Annotated in this window: 17 protein-coding genes and 1 pseudogene; 6 read left to right on the forward strand and 12 right to left on the reverse strand. The window is 70.6% G+C overall.

The window, feature by feature from the left end:
• Nucleotides 1–24: 24 nt before the first annotated feature.
• From IPG61_03690 to IPG61_03705, 4 genes are all read right to left on the reverse strand, one after another.
• Nucleotides 25–636 (reverse strand): hypothetical protein, encoded by a 612-nt coding sequence (locus tag IPG61_03690; GenBank protein ID MBK6733181.1) that lies wholly within the window; start codon nt 634–636, stop codon nt 25–27.
• Nucleotides 637–686: 50 nt separating this feature from the next.
• A complete protein-coding gene (gene purL / locus IPG61_03695; protein MBK6733182.1) occupies nt 687–3,959 on the reverse strand; it encodes a phosphoribosylformylglycinamidine synthase subunit PurL in 3,273 nt (1,090 codons plus the stop codon).
• Between the two features lie 191 nt (nt 3,960–4,150).
• A complete protein-coding gene (locus tag IPG61_03700) occupies nt 4,151–4,558 on the reverse strand; it encodes a cytochrome c3 family protein (protein ID MBK6733183.1) in 408 nt (135 codons plus the stop codon).
• 191 nt (nt 4,559–4,749) lie between these two features.
• The gene (locus tag IPG61_03705) at nt 4,750–6,054 is read right to left on the reverse strand and encodes an adenylosuccinate lyase (GenBank protein MBK6733184.1); all 1,305 of its coding nucleotides are present in this window, start codon (nt 6,052–6,054) and stop codon (nt 4,750–4,752) included.
• Between IPG61_03705 and IPG61_03710 the strand changes: the two genes are divergently transcribed.
• The 5 genes from IPG61_03710 (at nt 6,053) to IPG61_03730 (ending at nt 10,241) form a co-directional block, all read left to right on the forward strand.
• A complete protein-coding gene (locus IPG61_03710; GenBank protein MBK6733185.1) occupies nt 6,053–7,702 on the forward strand; it encodes an MATE family efflux transporter in 1,650 nt (549 codons plus the stop codon). The genes IPG61_03705 and IPG61_03710 overlap by 2 nt on opposite strands.
• Nucleotides 7,680–8,591 carry an EamA family transporter gene (locus tag IPG61_03715; GenBank protein MBK6733186.1) on the forward strand — a complete coding sequence of 304 codons (912 nt, stop codon included), beginning with the start codon at nt 7,680–7,682 and terminating at the stop codon, nt 8,589–8,591. The genes IPG61_03710 and IPG61_03715 overlap by 23 nt, the downstream gene beginning before the upstream one ends.
• Before the next feature lie 124 nt (nt 8,592–8,715).
• Nucleotides 8,716–8,985: a hypothetical protein gene (locus tag IPG61_03720; protein ID MBK6733187.1), complete on the forward strand. Its 270-nt coding sequence runs from the start codon at nt 8,716–8,718 to the stop codon at nt 8,983–8,985.
• 300 nt (nt 8,986–9,285) lie between these two features.
• Complete coding sequence (locus tag IPG61_03725; GenBank protein MBK6733188.1) at nt 9,286–9,840, forward strand: chemotaxis protein; 555 nt, start codon at nt 9,286–9,288, stop codon at nt 9,838–9,840.
• Complete coding sequence (locus tag IPG61_03730) at nt 9,837–10,241, forward strand: CZB domain-containing protein (protein MBK6733189.1); 405 nt, start codon at nt 9,837–9,839, stop codon at nt 10,239–10,241. The genes IPG61_03725 and IPG61_03730 overlap by 4 nt, the downstream gene beginning before the upstream one ends.
• Here the strand turns inward: IPG61_03730 and IPG61_03735 are convergent.
• The 8 genes from IPG61_03735 to IPG61_03770 all read right to left on the reverse strand — a co-directional run bounded on the left by IPG61_03735 (nt 10,195) and on the right by IPG61_03770 (nt 17,978).
• Nucleotides 10,195–11,325 carry a ribosomal methyltransferase gene (locus tag IPG61_03735; protein MBK6733190.1) on the reverse strand — a complete coding sequence of 377 codons (1,131 nt, stop codon included), beginning with the start codon at nt 11,323–11,325 and terminating at the stop codon, nt 10,195–10,197. The genes IPG61_03730 and IPG61_03735 overlap by 47 nt on opposite strands.
• Before the next feature lie 75 nt (nt 11,326–11,400).
• Nucleotides 11,401–12,375, reverse strand: a complete 975-nt coding sequence (gene rfaD / locus IPG61_03740; protein ID MBK6733191.1) for an ADP-glyceromanno-heptose 6-epimerase — start codon at nt 12,373–12,375, stop codon at nt 11,401–11,403.
• Nucleotides 12,376–12,388: 13 nt separating this feature from the next.
• Nucleotides 12,389–13,417: an NAD-dependent epimerase/dehydratase family protein gene (locus IPG61_03745; GenBank protein MBK6733192.1), complete on the reverse strand. Its 1,029-nt coding sequence runs from the start codon at nt 13,415–13,417 to the stop codon at nt 12,389–12,391.
• Nucleotides 13,418–13,490: 73 nt separating this feature from the next.
• Nucleotides 13,491–14,690, reverse strand: a complete 1,200-nt coding sequence (locus IPG61_03750) for a trypsin-like peptidase domain-containing protein (GenBank protein ID MBK6733193.1) — start codon at nt 14,688–14,690, stop codon at nt 13,491–13,493.
• Between the two features lies 1 nt (nt 14,691).
• Nucleotides 14,692–15,345 (reverse strand): fructose-6-phosphate aldolase, encoded by a 654-nt coding sequence (gene fsa / locus IPG61_03755; GenBank protein ID MBK6733194.1) that lies wholly within the window; start codon nt 15,343–15,345, stop codon nt 14,692–14,694.
• Nucleotides 15,342–16,193: a tRNA pseudouridine(38-40) synthase TruA gene (gene truA, locus IPG61_03760; protein ID MBK6733195.1), complete on the reverse strand. Its 852-nt coding sequence runs from the start codon at nt 16,191–16,193 to the stop codon at nt 15,342–15,344. The genes fsa and truA overlap by 4 nt, the downstream gene beginning before the upstream one ends.
• Before the next feature lies 1 nt (nt 16,194).
• On the reverse strand, nt 16,195–16,989 hold the full coding sequence (locus IPG61_03765) for a hypothetical protein (protein ID MBK6733196.1): 795 nt from the start codon (nt 16,987–16,989) through the stop codon (nt 16,195–16,197).
• Entirely contained in the window at nt 16,986–17,978 is a 993-nt protein-coding gene (locus IPG61_03770) for an aspartate-semialdehyde dehydrogenase (protein MBK6733197.1), read from the reverse strand. The genes IPG61_03765 and IPG61_03770 overlap by 4 nt, the downstream gene beginning before the upstream one ends.
• Between IPG61_03770 and IPG61_03775 the strand changes: the two are divergent.
• Nucleotides 17,932–18,609 (forward strand): annotated as a pseudogene (locus IPG61_03775) (HEAT repeat domain-containing protein). The gene IPG61_03770 and the pseudogene IPG61_03775 sit on opposite strands and share 47 nt — an antisense overlap.
• Nucleotides 18,610–18,982 lie beyond the last annotated feature (373 nt).

Genomic DNA, 18,982 nt, shown 5'->3' on the forward strand with positions numbered 1-18,982 from the left:
TTCGTACGTGTCGCCGACCGTCCATCAGCAGCCGCTGGCGGCCGCGCAGGCGACCAGCCAGCATTCCATGTGCGGATTGACGAGCAGTCCCTCGTGTCCGCTGCGCGCCACGGCCAGCGTGTCGCCCACGGTTCGTGCGGTATCGCCCTCGCCGCGGATGACGAGCCGCCACAGCGTGCCGCTCACGACGCCGCCGGTCTGATCTGCCGTCTGGCCGCGCGCCCAGGCCGCAACGTCGTACGCCGTGTACCCGGTCGGCGCCGGCCCGCCCAGCAGGTCATCGAACAAGCCTGCCGCTGCGGCACCGCTGACGCCGACGGCCCGGCCCGGCCATCCGGCGGGCAGCGGCCCCCCGGCGCCCTCGTTCCAGGCGAAATCCGATTCCAGTTCGAAGTGCCCGAAACGATGCTTGTTCGGATTGTAGTAGCGCCCGGTGCCGAGCAGCATCGCCAGGGTCGGCACGCCGGCGGCCCCAACGGACACGCCACCTCCGAACACATGGAACTCGCAACGGCGCAGGTCGGCCAGCCGGTCACCGCCGGCAAGGCGGTCACACATCACGCGGCGCGCCGTTGCCGCATGCAGGTCCACGCCCTTGTGGCTGGTCAACAGTGTCTGCGCGAGTTCGGCCGGCATGTGCCCCCCTGCGATGCGATGTTGATGTCCTCGTTCTTCACCCGGCCCTGTCAGCACAACTCTACGAGCCTCTGCAACAGGAACGCCCCGGGCCCGGCGCCTTCCAGGGCACGGGCGTCGCCGGCGGCGGCGAGGCGGCGACGGCCCCAGGCGTGCGGCAGGTCTTCGGGCACCATGCGAAGCTTTGCCGCCCGCTCGGGGTGCGGCATCAGCGCCAGCACGTTGCCGCGCGCATTGGTCAGCGCCGCCGCGTCGAGCAGCGAGCCGTTCGGGTTGCCGTCGACGCGCCCGCCCAAGGCGGCGTAACGAAGGGCAACGTGGCCCGAGGCCGCCAGCCTGCGGAAGAACTCCGGGTCCTCGTGCGTGAAGCGGCCCTCGGCGTGCGCCATGGGCAGCGGCAGCGTCCCGGTCAGGCCCTCGACGAACGGCGTTCGCGCCAGCGGCAGGGCTTCCAGCGCCACCCAGCGCGCCAGGTAGCCGTGTCGGCCCGGGTTCCGGTTCGCCGCCAGCGCCACCTCGATGCGGCCCGGCTGCAGGCCGGGCACCAGGCCTGCCTCGACCAGCACCTGGCAACCGTTGCAGATCCCGAGCACCGGCTTGCCGTGGCCGCTCTCCTCGAGCAGCACGTCGAGCAGCGGGTCCTTCGCTGCCACGGCGCCAGCACGCACGCGGTCCTGGTAGGAGAAGCCGCCCGGCACCAGGAAACCGTCGAAGGCAGCCAGCTCCGCAGCGGGCCGCGTCCAGCGGAACACCTCGGCGTCGGCCCCGGCCTCGACCAGCAGGCGCGCCGATTCGTCCTCGCAGTTGACGCCAGGCAACTGCACCACGGCCACGCGCGGCCGGCGGGCGAGGTTGATCAGCGGCGGCGTGGCACCTTCGCCGATGGCATCCGGCGCCGCGGGAGCCGGCACTGCGGTCACCGCGGCACTGCCGCCGAACAACGCCGGCAACGCCTCCTGCCAGACGCGCGCCAGGCGACGGACGCCGATCTCGGCGAGCAGGGCGCCGTCCGCTTCGCGGACGCAAAGGCGCGGGTCGGCGGTTACCGTACCGAGTTGCCACCACTCCGCGCCCGCGGCAGCCAGCTTCGACTCCGCCTCGGCCAGGCTTCCGGGCGCCACCGTCAGCACGAACCCGCCCGCCTCGCCGAACAGGTACTCACGCGCCGTCAGTCCCTCGTGGACCGGCAGGGCGAGTTCGGCGCCCAGCAGGCCGGCACCCTCCAGGCCAATCGCCATCTCGGCAACGCAGGCGGCCAGACCGCCGTCGCCGATGTCATGCGCGGCCGTCACCAGTCCCGCCGCGACCAGGTCGCAGACGGCGCGGATCCCGCGACGCGCCTCGGCGAAATCGAGCGGCGGCACGGCGGGCCGGCCGGCCGCGAAGCCGAGGTCGAGGTAGACGCTGCCTGCCAGTTCCGGGCGCCGGCGACCCACCAGCAGCACGATGTCGCCGGGAGCCTTGAATCGCTGGCTGCGGCTGTGGGCGTGGTCGGCAACCAGTCCGACGCAGGCGACGATCGGCGACGGCGCGATCGCCCGTCCGCTCGAGCTCTGGTTGTACAGGCTCACGTTGCCGGACACGACCGGCAGCGGCGTGCCCTCGCGCGCGTAGAGCCCGATGCCGCGGCAGGCATCGCCCACGCCGCGCACCGCCTCGCTGAACTGCCAGAACGCATGTGGATTCTCGGGATTGCCGAAGTTGAGGCAATCGGTGATGGCCGCCGGCTCGCCGCCCACGCAGGCCACGTTGCGGCAGGCCTCGAGCACGGCGGCGGCGCCGCCGCTCCAGGGATCGGCCAGGCCCAGCAGCGGGTTGCCGTCGGCGCTGAGCGCGACGCCGCGGCGGCAGCCCGCCAGCGGCGCGACGACTCCGGCGTCAGCCTCGCCCGGACGGATGATGGTGTTGGCCTGCACTTCGGCGTCGTAGTGGCGGTACACATATTCGCGACTGGCCAGGTTCGGGTGGGCCATCAGCGCCAGCCACTCGTCGGCGATGGCCGCGACCGGCGCCTCGGTCAGCCGTTCGTCGAGGGGCACCTCGCGGCGCACCGGCGCCTCGGCGACGCGGTCATAGCGGATGCCCTCCGTGATCGTCTCGACCGGCGCGTCGCAGACGATGCGGTCGCCCAGCCTGAGCACGTAGCGCCGCTCCTGCGTCACGGCGCCGATGCGCCGGGCACAGGCGCCCTCGTACAGCGTCGGCAGCGCGAAGTCCTCGTTGTAGATCTTCAGCACGGCGGCCGTCAGCCGCGCCGGCACGGCCAGCCCGTAACGTTCCTGCGTCTCGCTGCAGGCGCAGACGCGGGCCGGCAGCCCCGTCACCTGGTGCACGAGCGCCAGGTCGACGTCGCAACCGAAGCCGCCGGCATCGACCAGTTCGCTCGTCACGCAGGCCACGCCGCCGGCGCCGAGGTCCTTGAAGCCGATCTCGACGCCCTCGTCGCGGGCCAGTTGCAGCGCCGCGCGGTTGGCCACCGTCAGGATGCGCTTGAGGAACGGGTCGGGCGTCTGCACGCTGCCCTTGTTCTCGTGCGCGGCGGCGGCGTCCAGGTCGGCCGAGGCGAAGGCGGCGCCGCCCATGCCCGACCAGTCGGTGGGCTTGCCGACGAGGATCAGGTCGTACGGTTCCTCTGCGGCCTGCTTCGGCACGCGGCTGTGCGTGATGTGCGCCTGGTCCACCAGGCCGACCGCCACCACGTTGACCAGGCAGTTCTCGTTGTACGACTCGTGGAAATAGATGTCGCCGCCGAGATTCGGCACGCCCAGGGCATTGCCGTATTCCCAGATGCCGGTCACGACGCCGCGGGCGATGTCGATGCGATGCGCCGCGCCGGTTTCACCCGGTGCGTCGATCGGCCACCCGAAGCGCAGCGGATCCAGCGTGGCGATGACCTCGCCGCCCATGCAGTACACGTCGCGCACGATGCCGCCGATGCCGGTGGCCGCACCCTCGACCGGCATGACCTGGCTGGGGTGGTTGTGCGACTCGTGGGCGAAGATGATGCCCCAGCGCCGCCCGTCGTGTTCACCGAAGTCGATGATGCCCGCGTCCTCGACCGGCCCCACGACGACGTTCGGCCCGTCGGTCGGCAGGTGCTTCTTCAGGTGGGGCCGGCTGCTCTTGTACGAGCAGTGCTCGCTCCACATGGTGTCGAAGAGGGTCAGTTCGGTCAGGGAGGGTTCGCGCCCCAGCAGCGAGGCCACGCGGCGGGCTTCGTCGGTCTTGAGGGTCAGCCCGTGGCCGCGGAGGTATTCGCGGAGGGCGGCGTCGTCCAGGCGGTCGACCGGAACCGGCGAAAAGCTCTCGTCGTGCGCTGCCATGCTGCTCCGTCGTGAAGCGTGAAGAATCGGGAGGGCGGCCGTGCCGCAGACCGGAAGGTCGGCCCCAATTTAGCACCCGCCCGCCGGCCGGCAAAGAGCCGATTCCGGCTGTCCGCCGGGGCCCCGGAAAAGCAGGAGCCCCTCCCGCGCGGGAGGGGCTCCGTGTCGTCAGCCGGCCATCCGCCAGCGGGCTACGCGCCGGCCTTCGGGTGGCAGCCGGTGCAGGCCGTCGGGGCCTTCGTCGCCGCATCGGCCTTCTTGGCTTCCTTGTGGCAGGCCACGCAGCCGATGTGGTACGGATTGTCCGTCATCTTCTTGCCGGAGCAGGCCGGGGTCTCGGCCTTTTCGGGCTTGATGTGGCAGGAGCCGCACTTCGCGACGGTGACCGTGGCCGCGCTGGCGGCCGTCAGGTCCTTCTGCGTGTGATGGCAGGTCACGCAGTCCTTGGCGGCCTTCACGTGAGCCGCGTGATCAAAGGTCACCGGCGTCTTGGTGTCGGCGCAGTCCTTGATCGTGATCTTTCCGGGCATCTCGGCGGCCATCGCCGCAACAGCCACAGCCATGGCAGCAACGAGGCCGACCAGGAAGAACTTCCGCATCGTTGAGCCTCCTGAAGGAGAGTTGCGGTGCCTGGAATCGCATCGGCCAGGTCACCTGTTAGGGGGAAAACTACGCCCCCCTTGCCAGCCCGTCAACTGAATTAACTCGCCGCCCTGTCACCAGTTATTGAAATTGAAATCAGGACGGCGACTCTATTTTGAACACGGGCTCGCAGCGCGAGTTCCCGAAATCACCAGTCCTTGCGGGACAATGTCCTGCCGAAGATGTGGGGAATATTCCGCAGCTGCCGGTTGACGTCGAAACAGGCCTCCAGGACCTCCGGGGCCAGCACTCCGGCAATGCCCGGCTCGGCTGCGACCAGTTCCCGCAGGGTGTGGTTGCCGTCCCAGACACGCAGCGCGCAGGCCTGGACCCGGGCGTAGGCTTCCTCGCGGCTGACACCCGCCTCGGTCAGCGCCAGCAGGACCGGCTGCGAGAAATACATGCCGCGCACCTTGTCCATGTTCGCCTGCATCTGGTCCGGGTAGACCACCAGGCCGGCAATGAGCCACTTCATCTTCGCCAGCATGTGGTGCAGCACGTGGCAGGCATCGGGAAAGATGATGCGCTCGACGCTGCTGTGGCTGATGTCGCGTTCGTGCCACAGCGCGATGTTCTCCAGGCCGGTGTGCGCGTATGCGCGCAGCAGGCGCGCCATCCCGGTCAGCTTCTCGCTGACGATGGGGTTCTTCTTGTGCGGCATGGCGGAGCTGCCCTTCTGGCCGCGGCCGAACGGCTCCTCCACCTCGTGCACGTCGGTGCGCTGCAGGTTGCGGATCTCGACGGCCATCTGCTCGATGGTCCCTCCCAGCAGGGCCAGCGCCCCGAGCCAGGCGGCGTGCCGGTCGCGCTGGATGACCTGCGTCGAGGCCGGGTCCACGCCCAGCCGCAGGCGCTCCATGGTGAGGGACTCCACGCGCGGGTCCAGGTGCGCCAGGGTGCCGACGGCGCCCGACAGCTGGCCGTGCGCGATATCGGCCTGCGCCGCGTCAAGTCGCCGCAGCCCGCGTTCGAGCGCCGCCCAGTACACCATCAGCTTCAGGCCGAAGGTGGTGGGCTCGGCGTGGATGCCGTGCGAGCGCCCCATCATCACCGTGTCACGATGTTCGACGGCCCTGGTCTCGACGACGTCGAGCAGCGCCACCAGCGCGGCGCGCAGGACGGTGCCGGCCTCGCGCACCTGCAGCGCGAAGGCGGTGTCCAGGAGGTCGCTGCTGGTCATGCCCTGGTGCACCCAGCGCGACTCCTCGCCCACGTGCTCGGCCACGCTGGTCAGGAAGGCGATCACGTCGTGCTGCACGGTGGCCTCGATCTCCAGCACCCGCGCCGTGTCGAAGCCGCCGCGTTCGCGGATGGCGCGGGCGGCGGCGGCGGGGATCTCCCCCAGTTCGGCGCGCACTTCGCAGACGGTGGTCTCGACCTCGAGCCAGAGGCGGAAGCGGTTCTCGTCCGACCAGATGCGGGTCATCTCGGGGCTGGCGTAGCGGTCGATCATGGAATCCTGCCTTGGCTGCGGGAAGGCGCGGGGCCCAACTCCCGATGGGCTCGGCCCCGGTGGATGGGCCCCCGAACTATACCCGGGACGCGGCGCTGGTCAAGACGGAGGCGCGCCCGCTGCGGGCGAGGTTGGGGTGGGGCTGTCGCCGGGGGCGCTTCGCGCCTACATTGGCGCGATCATCGACCGCCAACGCCAGGAGCCGCCTTTGTCCGCCAGCGCCCGTCCCTCGCCTCCCGCCAATGACCTGACCACCGCACCCATCCCGGCGCTCGTGCGCCGGCTGGCCGTACCGGCGGCCATCGGCTTCTTCTTCAACACGATGTTCAACGTCGTGGACACCTACTTCGCCGGCCGCCTGTCCACCGAGGCGCTCGCGGCGCTGTCGCTGTCGTTCCCGGTGTTCTTCATGCTCGTGGCCGTGGGCGGCGGCTTCGCCACCGGCACCACGGCGCTGATCGGACATGCGCTGGGCGGCGGTGACCGGCGTCGCGCCTCGCTTATCGCGGCACAGGGCGTGGCGCTGTCCGTCGGCCTGGGCCTGGTGGTCTCGGCGCTCGGATACGCGGCGGCGCCGCCGCTCTTCCGCGCCCTCGGCGCCGAAGGCGCCTATCTCGACATCTGCCTGCAGTACATGCGGGTGATCCTGCCCGGCGGCGTGCTCATCTTCGGCGTGCACATGCTGAACGCCGTGCTGAACGCCCAGGGTGACACGCGCACGTTCCGCGACGCCCTGATCCTGGCCAGCGTGCTGAACGTCTTCCTCGATCCCTGGCTCATGTTCGGCGGCCTCGGCGTGCCGCCGCTCGGCATCGCCGGGCTGGCGCTGGCGACCGTCATCGCGCAGTCGTTCAGCGTGGTGCTCATGGCGCGACGGGCCTGGCGCTCGGGCCTGCTGCATCGCAGCAGCGGTGCGCGCTGGCGACCCGAGGGCGCCGTCATGGCCGCCATCGCGCGGCAGGGCCTGCCGGCCGGTGGCAGCATGATGACGATGGCGCTCGGCGTCTTCGTCATCACCTGGCTCCTGGGCTCGTTCTCGCGTGAAGCCGTGGCAGCGTACGGCGTTGCCACGCGCATCGAGCAGATCCTGCTGCTGCCGGCCATCGGCCTGAACGTGGCGACGCTGGCGCTGGCGGCGCAGAACGGCGGCGCCCGGCGGTTCGACCGCGTGCGGCAGGCGGTACGCACGGCGCTCGGCGCCGGCGCGGTGCTCACCATCGGTGGCGGCGTGGTGCTCTTCCTCGCGGCCGGCCCGCTGATGGACGTGTTCACCGACGACCAGGCGGTGATCGCGGTCGGTGCGCATTACCTGCGTATCGCCGCGTTCCTGGAGTTCGCCTACGTCATCCTGTTCATCAACACCTCGGCGCTGCAGGGACTGAAACGGCCGGCGCTGGCGCTGTGGCTCGGCCTGGGACGCCAGATCGTGGCGCCCGTACTGGTGTTCGGCCTGGCCACGCGCGTGTGGAACGTGGGGCTGGACGGCATCTGGTGGGGCATCTTCGGCATCACCTGGGCGGCCGCCCTGGCGGCGGTCTTCCTGGCCCGGCGCGAGGTGGCGCACGCCGAGCGCCTGGCCCACGCCCAACACGCAGCCGGCGGCGACCAGCCGGCAGGGAGCGTCCATGTCGGATCATCGCCCGCTTGACCGCGGCGGACTGGCCCACCTGCTGGTGGTCTACCTGGCCTGGGGCAGCACCTACCTGGGCATCAGGCTGGCGGTGTCGGGCGAGGGCGGCTTTCCCCCGTTCACGATGGCCGGCCTGCGCGTGTTCGCGGCTGCCGCGGTGCTGCTGGGCTGGGCGCGCCTCAGGCGCGAACGCGTGCTGCCGCGCGGCCGCGAGTGGATCCTTCTGGGCGGCAGCGGCCTGCTGCTGTGGGTGGGCGGCAACGGGCTGGTGACCTGGGCCGAGATGCGCGCTTCCTCCGGGCTGGCGGCGCTGCTGGTGGCGGCGATGCCGCTGTGGGGCGAGTCGATCACGCTTGTGCTCGACCGCAAGGCTCCGGCCCCGCTGCTTGTGGGTTCCATCCTGCTGGGCTTCGCGGGCGTGGGCGTGCTTTCGTGGCCGGTGCTGCGCACGGGCAGTGCCGGCGACATCGCCTCGGTGGTCGGCCTGCTGCTCGCACCGCTGTTCTGGGCGATGGGCTCGATCTGGTTCCAGCGCCGCCGGACCGACATGTCGGTGCGCACGGTCTCCGGCTGGCAACAGCTGCTGGGCGGCGTGGGACTGGCGGCAATGGCCCTCGGACGCGGCGAGATCGGCCCGGGCTGGCATCGGTCGGCACCCGACGGTACGGCCTGGGCGGCCTGGGCCTACCTCGTGGTGGTGGGTTCGGTGTTCGCCTTCACCAGCTACGTCATCACCCTCGGTCGCCTGCCCTACCGCGTGGTCATGACCTACGCCTACGTCAATCCGGTGATCGCCGTCTTCCCGGGCTGGCTCCCTGATCGACGAGAACCGGTGACGCGCTGGACGCTGGTGGGCGCGGTGCTGGTGGTGGCGGGCGTGGTCGGTGTGGCCCGGAACCGCGGCTGAGCCCCTTCTGACAGCCATCTGTGCGTCATGATGTCGTCGTCTCATTTTCACTCAAGGTCGGTGCCGGCCGGCCCGAAAGCACACAGGTACTGAAGCTTTCGAGCCCCAGCCGGGAGATCCTGACATGCGCATGCCGCTGCCCCAGCCGGTCACAGCCCTGTTCGCCGTCGAAATCCTGATCGGAACAGCCCTTCCGGCCGTGATTCCCGGCGCCGCATCCTGGATCGCGGCTGTACTGGTCGTGGCCACCGGCGTCCTGGGGCTCGTCCTCAGCCGGCGCACCGCCGGTGCGCAGTCCGTGCAGGAATCGCCATCATCGAAGCCACTGCCGCCGGCGACCTCCTGGCTGCGAGCACCACCGAGATCGGCTCGAGCAAGCTGGGTACCGCCCTGAAGGGACTCGCGGGTCGCCTGCAGACGGCGTTCACCGACTTCAAGAACACGAGCTCGACGCTGTCTTTCACCGCGAGCGCCCTCGATGCCGCTTCGCGCGAGATGGTTGATGCCGCCCGCCACTCGGACGAACAGTCGAACTCGGTTGCCCGCGCCACGCGTGACCTGACCGCGAACATGGAGCAGGTCTCGGCGACGCGCAGCGTGTCGGGTTCGGTCGACTCGGTCGCCGCCCGCGCTCGAGGAACTGAACGCCTCGTTCAGCGAGGTCGCTTACCGGAACTGCGTACGGGCATCCGAGGTGTCGGGTCAGGCAACGAACACGGTCAGCGAATCCACCACGGTCATGGCCGACCTCGGCGCACTGGCCGAGGACATCGGCAGGATCCTCGACGTGATCCAGAACATCGCCAGCCGTGCCAACCTCCTCGCCCTCAACGCCACCATCGAGGCCGCCCGCGCCGGCGATGCCGGTCGGGGATTCGCCGTGGTCGCTTCCGAGGTCAAGGAACTCTCGCGGCAGACCGCGACGGCCACCGAGCAGATCGCCGCGCAGATCCGCGAGATGCGCGAGAACACGACCCGGGCCCTGGATGCGACGGCGGTCATCGGCCGCACCATCGGCCAGGTCGACGAGATCTCGCACGCGATCGCCGCCGCGGTCGTACAACAGCTGGCCGCCTCGCGCGAGATCAGTTCCGGCATCGCCCGGGTCGCCAGCGATTCGGGCGCTGTTGCCGGGAACGTGAATACGGCCACCGAGGGCCTGGCGGAGATCGCGGCCAGCGTGGCCGGGTCCACGCGAGCGCCGCACGGACGTCGGCGGTGCCGCCCAGACGCGACTGCAGGCTCATGAGCTGTCACGCGTCGCCGGCAGCGCCTCAATGCGCTGCTGCAGCAGTACCGCACGCAACCCCGAAATTCGACATCGCGGCGATCAAGCACGGGCACAACGCCTGGCGCGACAGCCTCATGAAGCTGGTCAAGGGTGTCGAGAAGATGGATCTCGCCAATGTCAACTCGCACAAGACCTGCAAGTTCGGCCATTGGTACTTCAGCGCCGAAGGGCAGGCGCACGCCGCGACGGAGTCCTTCAAGGTCGTCGGCAGCCATCACGAGCAGATCCATGCGGTCGGCCGCCAGATCGTGGAGCTGCACAACCAGGGGCGCACTGCGGAAGCCGAAGCCCTCGTCGAGAAGCTCGACGTGATCAAGGACGCCTTGTTCGACGCGCTGGACGCGCTCTACCGGAGCTGACCTCGCGCTGCCGCACGATGGTCGCGCCGGATTTCGCATCCTTCTCGGCGCGTTCCGGCCATGCGACATGCAGCAGTTCCCCGGGCGCCGGTCCCGCACCGGCGCCGGGGTGGTCCACCAGCAGGACCAGACCCGGGGCAGCGCAGCCGTAGCGGCCACGGCTTTCATCCCCCAGCGCGAACGTCCCCGAGACCACTCTCACCTCGACCTCGCCGGGATGCTTGTCCACTTCCCGGCCGGCAGCCGGCTCGGCTCCGGCAGACGGCGGCGCCAGCAAGAGGAAGGACAGGCTCGCCCGCTCCTTGGCAAGCCGCGCGCGACGGCTCAGGTCGTCGAGCCAGGGCGGGGCGTCGGTGGCGGCGAACGCGAAGTGGCACCAGGGCAGGCGACCGATGCCCGGCTGCGGGCACCGCTCGGCGTGCGTGCACGGCGCCAGCACGCGCCAGCCCTGCTCGACGGCGCGGGCGCGCAGCGCCACGAGCTGGCGCGCCGCCGGGCGCGTGCCGGGCTCGATCAGGAGCACACGACCGCCCGGAGCCAGCGCGGTCGCCCACTGCTCGAGCAGGTGCGTGGCCGGGTCATCCTCCGCATCACCTTCGCCGCCGCCCGGCCGGTGCACCTCGTTGATCACGTTGGCCAGCACCAGCAGGTCGGCTTCCGGCAACGCCCGCGCGCCGGCCGGTTGGGCCACCGTCTCCACGGCCCAGCCGCCGGGACCCGCGACCTGGTCCCAGAGCCGACGACCGGCCTGCAACGCGGCCGCTGCACGGTCGATCGCCAGGTAGCGCAGCGGCACCGCTCGCAGGTCCGGGCGCGTCAGCCACAGCGCCAGCGCGAAGGTCAACGGGCCGGCGCCCACGTCGACGATGCGCGCGCCGGGAGCCAGCTGCAGGTCGAGCCCGGCCAGGAGACGCCCCTGCCGGTACAGGTTCCAGGGCAGGAAATAGTGCAGGTAGGCCGTGAGCAGCGCCGGCCGGCTCAGGTAGTCGCGGGGCAGGTCTTCCCGCGCGGTGGTCAGCCATTCGCTCAACTGCGCGACCTGCGACGGCAACTGGGCGCGATGGCGCGGGCGCAGCGGCTGCACGATGTCGAGCGCCGCCGGCAGGGCCAGGCCCCTGCGCCAGCGAGGCCGGCGCGGGCGGCAGCAGGCGCGCCTGCATCAGGCGCCCCGGTAGCGGTGGTCGACGAGATGCCCGCGCACGTAGGCGCGGACCGCGTCCTCGAGCGGAGTCAACGGCACGTCGCAGCCGGCGGCACGCAGCTTCGCCATGCGCGCCTCGGTGTGGTACTGGTAGCGTCCCTGCAGTTCGGGAGGCATCGGCACGTAGTCGATCACCGGCTCGAGCCCCATCGCGGCGAAGATCGCGCTGATGAGCCGGTTCCAGGTCGCGGCTTCGCCCGTGCCGACGTTGAAGACGCCGTTGGCCGCCTTGTGCGTGCCGCACCAGAGGGTCATCGCCACGGCATCGTCCACGTAGATGAAGTCGCGCTGCTGGCCGCCGTCGGGGAACTCCGGCCGGTCCGAAGCGAACAGGCGCACGCGACCCGCGTCGCGCACCTGCTCGAATCCCTTGCAGACCATCGAGCGCATGTCGCCCTTGTGCCACTCGTTCGGGCCGTAGACGTTGAAGTACTTCAGGCACACGATGCGGTCGAGGAGGCCCTGGTCCAGTGCCCAGAGGTCGAACTCGTGCTTGGAGCGGCCGTAGAGGTTGAGGGGCTCGAGCGCGCGCAATCCGGCGTGGTCGTCGTCATAGCCGCGGCTGCCGTCGCCGTAGGTGGCGGCGCTGCTGGCGCAGACGAAGCGCACACCGGCGTCGAGACAGAGCCTGCAGAGGTCGCGCGTGTACCCGAGATTGTTCTCGGCCAGGTAGTCCCAGCGCATCTCGGTCGTGCTGCTGCAGGCGCCGAGGTGGTAGACGACTTCGAGCGAGCGCGCGTTGGCCGGCTCGGCCAGCCAGTCGCGGAACCGCTCCTTGGTCAGGTAGCGGGCAAAGCGCAGCGGCGCCAGGTTCGGCGTGACGTCGCCGTTGGGGTCCAAGTCCACCGCGATGACGTCGTCACGACCGTCGCGGTTGAGGCGCCAGACCAGATTGCTGCCGATGAAACCGGCCGCACCGGTGACCGCGATCACGCCGACCTCCCCGTCAGAAGAAACGCTTGGCGACACCGAGGATACCCTGTTTCCACGGTACCCGGTGCGAGACGCCGGAAGCGCCCTGGAACTCGTTCACGTGCGCCATGTACCACTCGAAATTGCGCACCAGAGCCTGCTGGTTCGAGAACTGCGGCGCATAGCCCAGCACGCGCCGCGCCTTGTCGATCGACACGAACGAATCCTTGCTGGCCGTCTCGTACACCCACTTGTAGAGCGGCGAGATGCCCATCTTCTCGAGGATGCGCAACGTCCAGATGAGCGGCGCCGCCGGCATTCCCACGACCTTCTTGCCGTGGCCGGCGTGATCGAGTACGGCCTGCCAGTCCTGCTTCATGGTCGTGAACTCGCCGGCGCCGATATTGAAGACGTCGTTGACGATCTTCTCCTCGAGCGTGCTGCAAAGCCAGATGGCCTGGCACAGGTCGGCGATATCCAGGAGCTGGTAGCGGTTGTTGCCGTTGCCGATCATCGGGAAGCCGCGACCGTCCTGGGCCCAGTCGTAGAGCAGCGCGAACACGCCCAGGCGCTCGGGCCCGATGAAGCTCTTGGGGCGGATGACGGGCACGACCATGCCGCGCGCCCGGAACTCGGCGCAGACGCCCTCGGCCTCGACCTTGGCCACGCCGTAGGGCCCCACGCCGTCGAGCCGGTCGGTCTCGAGCAGCGGATGATGATCGGGAATGCCGTAGACGGCGGTGGACGAGATGTGCACGAAGCGCCCGACCTTCGCCCGCTCGGCGGCTTCCAGCAGGCGCCGTGTGCCGTCGATGCCGGTCGTCAGGATGTCCTTCTCGGCGTAGAGCGGCAGCGCCATCGCACAGTGGATGACCAGGTCCACGTCCTGCATGGCACGGGCGACCGCAACCTCGTCACGGATGTCGCCGTCGATCACCTCGATACGGTCACGGCAATCGGCATAGGTGAACGGGGCCAGGTCGAGCGAGCGCACGACCACTCCCCGGTCCAGCAGGTAGCGGATCAGGTTGATGCCCGTGAATCCGGCACCGCCGGTGACCAGGACCCGGCGCCAACGCGCGGGCTCCTGGTGTCTGCTGCTTCCTTCCACGCCGCGCTCCCGTGGCCGCGAGCGGTCAGAGCGTCTCTTCGAGCACGATCTCGCCCGTGAAGAGACGACCGTTCCGCTCGGCCTTGAAACTGAGGTGATCGCCGACCTTCGAGTTGTAGATCAGCCGATAGATCGTATCCCGCGTCCGCAGGCGCAAGCCGCCCAGCTCACGCAGGATATCGTTCGGCCGCAGGCCGGCCTTCCAGGCGGGCGAACCGGGCACCACGCCATGGACGTAGGCGCCGGCGGCGTCGGTTGTCCCGGCCTGCTCCATGATGATCGGCGACAACTGCTCGACGGTGATCCCCACGTTGGCTTCGCGATAGTGGCCGAACTTGCGCACATCGTCGACCACCGTGGACACGCGCGAGGCCGGCACGGCGAAGCCGATGCCCACGCTGCCGCCCGAGCCGGAGAAGATGAAGGTATTGATGCCGACCACCTGGCCACGCGTGTCGACGAGCGGACCGCCGCTGTTGCCGGGGTTGATGGCGGCGTCGGTCTGGATCATGTCCAGGTAGAACCGCTCGCGGTCGGAGATCTTGATGTCGCGATTCAGGGCACTGACCACGCCCACGGTGACGGTCGGTTGCGTGTCGGCCAGCAGGTAGCCGAACGGCGAACCGATCGCGATCACCCACTCGCCGATCTGCAGGTCGTTGCCGCGGGCCAGCCTTGCCACCGGCAGGTTGTCGGCCTCGATGCGCAGCACGGCCAGGTCGTAGAGAGGCACCGCGTCGAGCAGCGACGCGCGAAATTGCCGGCCATCGGACAGGTTGACGATGATCTGGATGGCGCCGTCGACCACGTGGTAGTTCGTGATGATGGTGCCGTCCGCATTGACGATCACGCCCGAGCCTAGGTTCTGCACCTTCCGGTAGTACTGGCCGTGCGGGAGCATGCCCATCCGCTCCCAGTACTCCATGGTCGGATTGCGCACTGCCTGGCGCTGGACGACGTTGATGCTCACGACGGCAGGCGCCACCTCGCGCGTGGCCCTGACGATGGCGTTGCTGCGATCGATACCCGGGTCGTCATCGGACTCGTCCGCGGGCGCAGGTTCGACCACGACGACCGTATCGGGTCGCGTTTGCGTGGAGTCACCCTCGTGAGGCTGCTGCCAGCTCCACGGCGCGCCGAAGCGCAGGCCCAGCAGCGCGACGCCGACCACGATGCCCAGCAGCAGGCCGGTTACGACCGGCCACCAGCGCGAACCGCCGCCCATCTCATTTACCGCCCTGCAGCTTGCGCCAGTCGGACAGGAAGGCCTCCAGGCCCTTGTCCGTGAGCGGGTGCGCCACCAGCTTGCGCACGACCTCGGGCGGGATCGTGGCGATGTGCGCTCCCATCCGCGCCGACTCCACCACGTGCAGCGGGTGGCGCACCGAGGCGACGATGATCTCCGTCTCGTAGTCGTAGTTGTTGTAGATGTCGACCAGGTCCTGGATCAGCTGCATGCCGTCCTCGCTGACATCGTCGAGCCGACCGACGAATGGCGAGACGTAGGCGGCGCCCGCCTTGGCCACGAGCAGGGCCTGGCTGGCCGAGAACACCAGCGTGCAGTTGACCCTGATACCTTCGGCGGCCAGCGCCGCGGTGGCCTTCAGCCCTTCGTAGGTGGTCGGCACCTTGACGACGAGGTGGTCGTCGATCTTCGCCAGGCGGCGCCCCTCGCTGACCATGCCCTCGGCGTCGACGGCAATGACCTCGCCGCTGACCGGGCCCTGCACCAGTCGGCAGATCTCCTTCAGCAGGGCGTCGGTGTCGGTGCGTCCCGCCTTGGCCATCAGGCTCGGGTTGGTCGTCACGCCGTCGCACATGCCCATGGACTTGATCTCGCGGATCGCCTCGAGGTCGGCCGAATCGATGAAGAACTTCATGCGTCATCTCCTCCTGAGGGGGACAGCGGAGCCCAGTCGGGATCCATCAGCTGTTCGGGGTACGTGACTTCTTCGAGAAACAGGCCCTGCGGCGGCGCCATGCCGCCGGCAGCCGAACGGCTGCGCGCGCCGAGGATGCGCGGGACGTCGCGCGGGTCGTAGCGGCCGTAGCCGATCTCGACCAGCAGGCCCACCAGGTTGCGGACCATGTGGTGCAGGAAGCGGTTGGCGCGCACATGGAAGACGGCCATCTCGCCCTGCCAGGCGAAGGCGCAGAGCGAGACATCGCAAGTGTTGCCGTCGTCCTTGAGCGAACTGGCCTTGCAGAAGCTGGTGAAGTCGTGCACGCCCAGGAACTGCGACGCGGCCAGGTCCACCGCGTCGCGATCCAGCCCGCGGCCGAGCTGCCAGCAGAACGGCTGGAATATGTCACGCCCCAGCAGCAGGTGGTAGCTGTAGCGCCGCGACGTGGCCGAGACGCGCGCGTTGAACGCGGGCGAAACGCGGCGGATGCCCGTGATCGCGATGTCGCCCGGCACCATGCCCGGCAACGCGCGGATGAGGCGGTCGCATTCGGCTTCAGAGCGCAGTGCGATGTGCGCCACCTGCCCGCGCGCGTGCACGCCGGTGTCGGTGCGACCGGCGCCGACCGGCATCACCGGGCGATCGAGCACGCGGCTGACCAGGTTGCGCAGTTCGCCCTGGACCGTGCGCGCCTCCGCCTGGATCTGCCAGCCCTGGAAGTCGCGGCCCACGTAGGCCAGGTCCACGCGCAGCCGGAAGTCCTCGCGGTCGGCGTCCCGCCGCACCACGGCGTCCTGGCACTCCTGCCAGAAATCCTGCGCCACGTCAGTGTCCTTTCCGCAGCAGCAGCAGCCCGACCGTGGCGACGACACCGGTGCCGAACACGGCCCACTCGCCGGGACGCGGCCCGCCTGCGGTCGACAGGGACGGCCGGCGTCCGCGCAACGCCAGTTCAATGGTCTCGGCCCTTCGGCCGAGCGACTCGAGCAGCGGCACGACCAGGCGGGTCCGGTCGAGCCAACGGTGCCAGGGCAGCTGACGTTGCGCGCGCCGGACGCCATCGCGGCCGACGGCACTGTGTCCCCGCAGTTCGGCGACGGCCTGCAGGCGACGTCCCTCGCCGACGACCTGCGGCACGGTGCCGCAGGCCACGGCCACGGCCAGACCGAGGTCTTCCACGGGCAGGCCCAGCTTTCCGAACGGACGCAGCCACCAGCCCAGACCGGCCACCAGGTCGTCGAGCGAACCCGACCGCAGGTAGACCGCGAGCAGGGCCATGGATCCGGCCAGGCGCAGCAGGGCCCGCGCGCCCGCGGCCACGCCGGCCCAGGAGGGGTGTCCGAGCGGCGCGCCTGTCGTCGTCGTCAACGTGTGCACCACCAGCGCCAGGAGGGCCATGGGCAACCAGGGCCGCAGCTGGCTCAACTGGGTGCGGGCGCCCATGCCGGTGGCGCGGAGCGCCGCGGCAGCCAGGCAAGCCAGGACCGCAACGACCGGCCAGGGCGCCGCCATCGCCACGATGATCAACAGGACCACGACGCCGAACCGGATCGCGGGGTGCAGCCGACCGAGGCAGGTCGGACGCGCCGGCGCCGGGCCGTATGCCGCGGACGGGATCACGCGATGTCCTTCCCGGCCACGCGCGCAGCGATCTGCACGGCGTTCCAGGCGGCGCCCTTCAGGACGTTGTCGGCCACGACCCAGCAGAGCAGGGCCTGCGGGTCGCCCGGGTCCTGCCGCAGGCGGCCCACATGGACGATGTTGCGGCCGTCGATCTCGCGCGGCGTGGCGTAGTCGCACGGATCGGCCACCACCTCGAGGCCGGGCCAGGCCGCCATGGCGGCACAGGCCTGCACCGGCGTGACGGGACTGGCGCAGACGACGCGCACGGCCGCCGAGTGGCCGTTGACCACCGGCACGCGCACGGCGGTGCAGGTCACCTTCAGGCTTTCGTCGCGCCCGAGGATCTTGCGCAGCTCGCGCAGCACCTTCGCCTCTTCCTCGTAGGAACCGTCGTCGAGGGCGGCGCCGATCGCGGGGATCACGTTGCCGGCGATGGGCCGCGGAAAGATGTTGCCCGCGGGCGGCTCCCCTGCGGACTGGCGCGCCAGTTCGGCAACCGCCTTCTGTCCCGCGCCGGAAACGGCCTGGAACGTGGTGACGTGGACTTCGTCCAGGCCCCACGCGCGTTCGAGCGGGGCCACGGCCTGCGCCACCTGGATCGTCGAGCAGTTGGGATTGGCGATGATGCCGGCGCGCATGCCGTCCACCAGCCGGCCGTTGATCTCGGGCACCACGAGGGCGATGTCCGGGTCCTGCCGCCAGGCCGACGAATTGTCGATGACGACGGCGCCGGCCGCCACCGCCACGGGCGCCCACTCGCGACTCGGGCCGCCGCCGGCGCTGAACAGGGCCAGGTCCACGCCCGCGAAACAAGCCGCGTCGACGGCGCGGCAGGTCAGTTCCCCGCCACGCCAGGGCACGCGCTGGCCGGCGCTGCGCGGCGAGGCCAGCGCGAGCGGCGGGGCGTCGACCCAGGCGAACGATTCCAGCAGCTTCAGCATGGTCCGGCCCACAAGGCCGGTGGCGCCGAGCACGGCGATGCGCATCATTCACCTTCGGTTGGCGGGGAACGCCGACTGGACGCCGGCTCCCGGCAGTCTAACACCGGGGCCAACGGCGGTCAAAACCGCACCCGGCCCGCGGGTTCCGCCCGAGGGCCCCGGCAACGCCGGGCGGGCCAATCCGGCCGTCGACCCTGTGCCGGCCCGGTGCTATGCTGACGGCCCCTGGAAGCCACCCAACCCCGAGGATGAACCCATGTCGTGGAGCCGTACGCCGATCCGCCCGCTGCTGGCCGCCGTAGCCCTGGCCGTGGCGCTGGCGGCCCTGACGACGGGCGCCGGTTGCCGGGGCGATGACCCGGCCCGCGCCCGGCGCCTGCAGGACATCGCGCGATGGCAGGACCGCCGCCTGGCCCCCGCCGATTCCCTGGACCAGGCGCTGACCAGCCGCGATGCCTTCGTCCGCCTGGCCGCCGCCCGCGCCGCCGGCCTGATCGGCCGCGATGACGTGGTCCCCGCCCTGGAGAACCTGCTCAAGGACCCGAGCCAGGCCATCCGCGCCGAGGCCGCCTGGAGCCTGGGCCTGCTGGGCGACCCGCGCGCCCTGCCCGCACTCGGCCGCGCCGCGGCCGACACCCGGCCGGCATTGCGTTCGGCGGCACTGGCGGCCCTGGCCCACGTACCGAACGACGGCGCTGCACTCCTGGCCGGCACACGCCTGGCTGCGCCCCGCGAGGCGGCTCTGGCCTGGGACAGCTTGCGGCAGCAGGCCCAGCGTGTGCACCCCGACTCGCTGCGCGTGGCCATTGCCGCAGGGCTGGCGCGTTCGGAATCGGACGTGCGCTGGCGCGTCCTGCGCTGCGCCGAGCTCGCACCCGATTCGACGCTCACGACGACGCTGGCCCCGTTCGCCCGCGCGCCGCTCGTGCAGGAACGCGTGCACGCCTACCGGGCGCTGGGCAAGCAGCATGGGGTGGCGGCGCTCGCGGCGGCCATGGGCGGCTTCGACTCGCACAGCCGCTTCCGCGGCAAGGATCGCGATCGCGCGA

The sequence above is a fragment of the bacterium genome, from assembly GCA_016703265.1.
In the GTDB taxonomy this organism is placed as follows: domain Bacteria; phylum Krumholzibacteriota; class Krumholzibacteriia; order LZORAL124-64-63; family LZORAL124-64-63; genus CAINDZ01.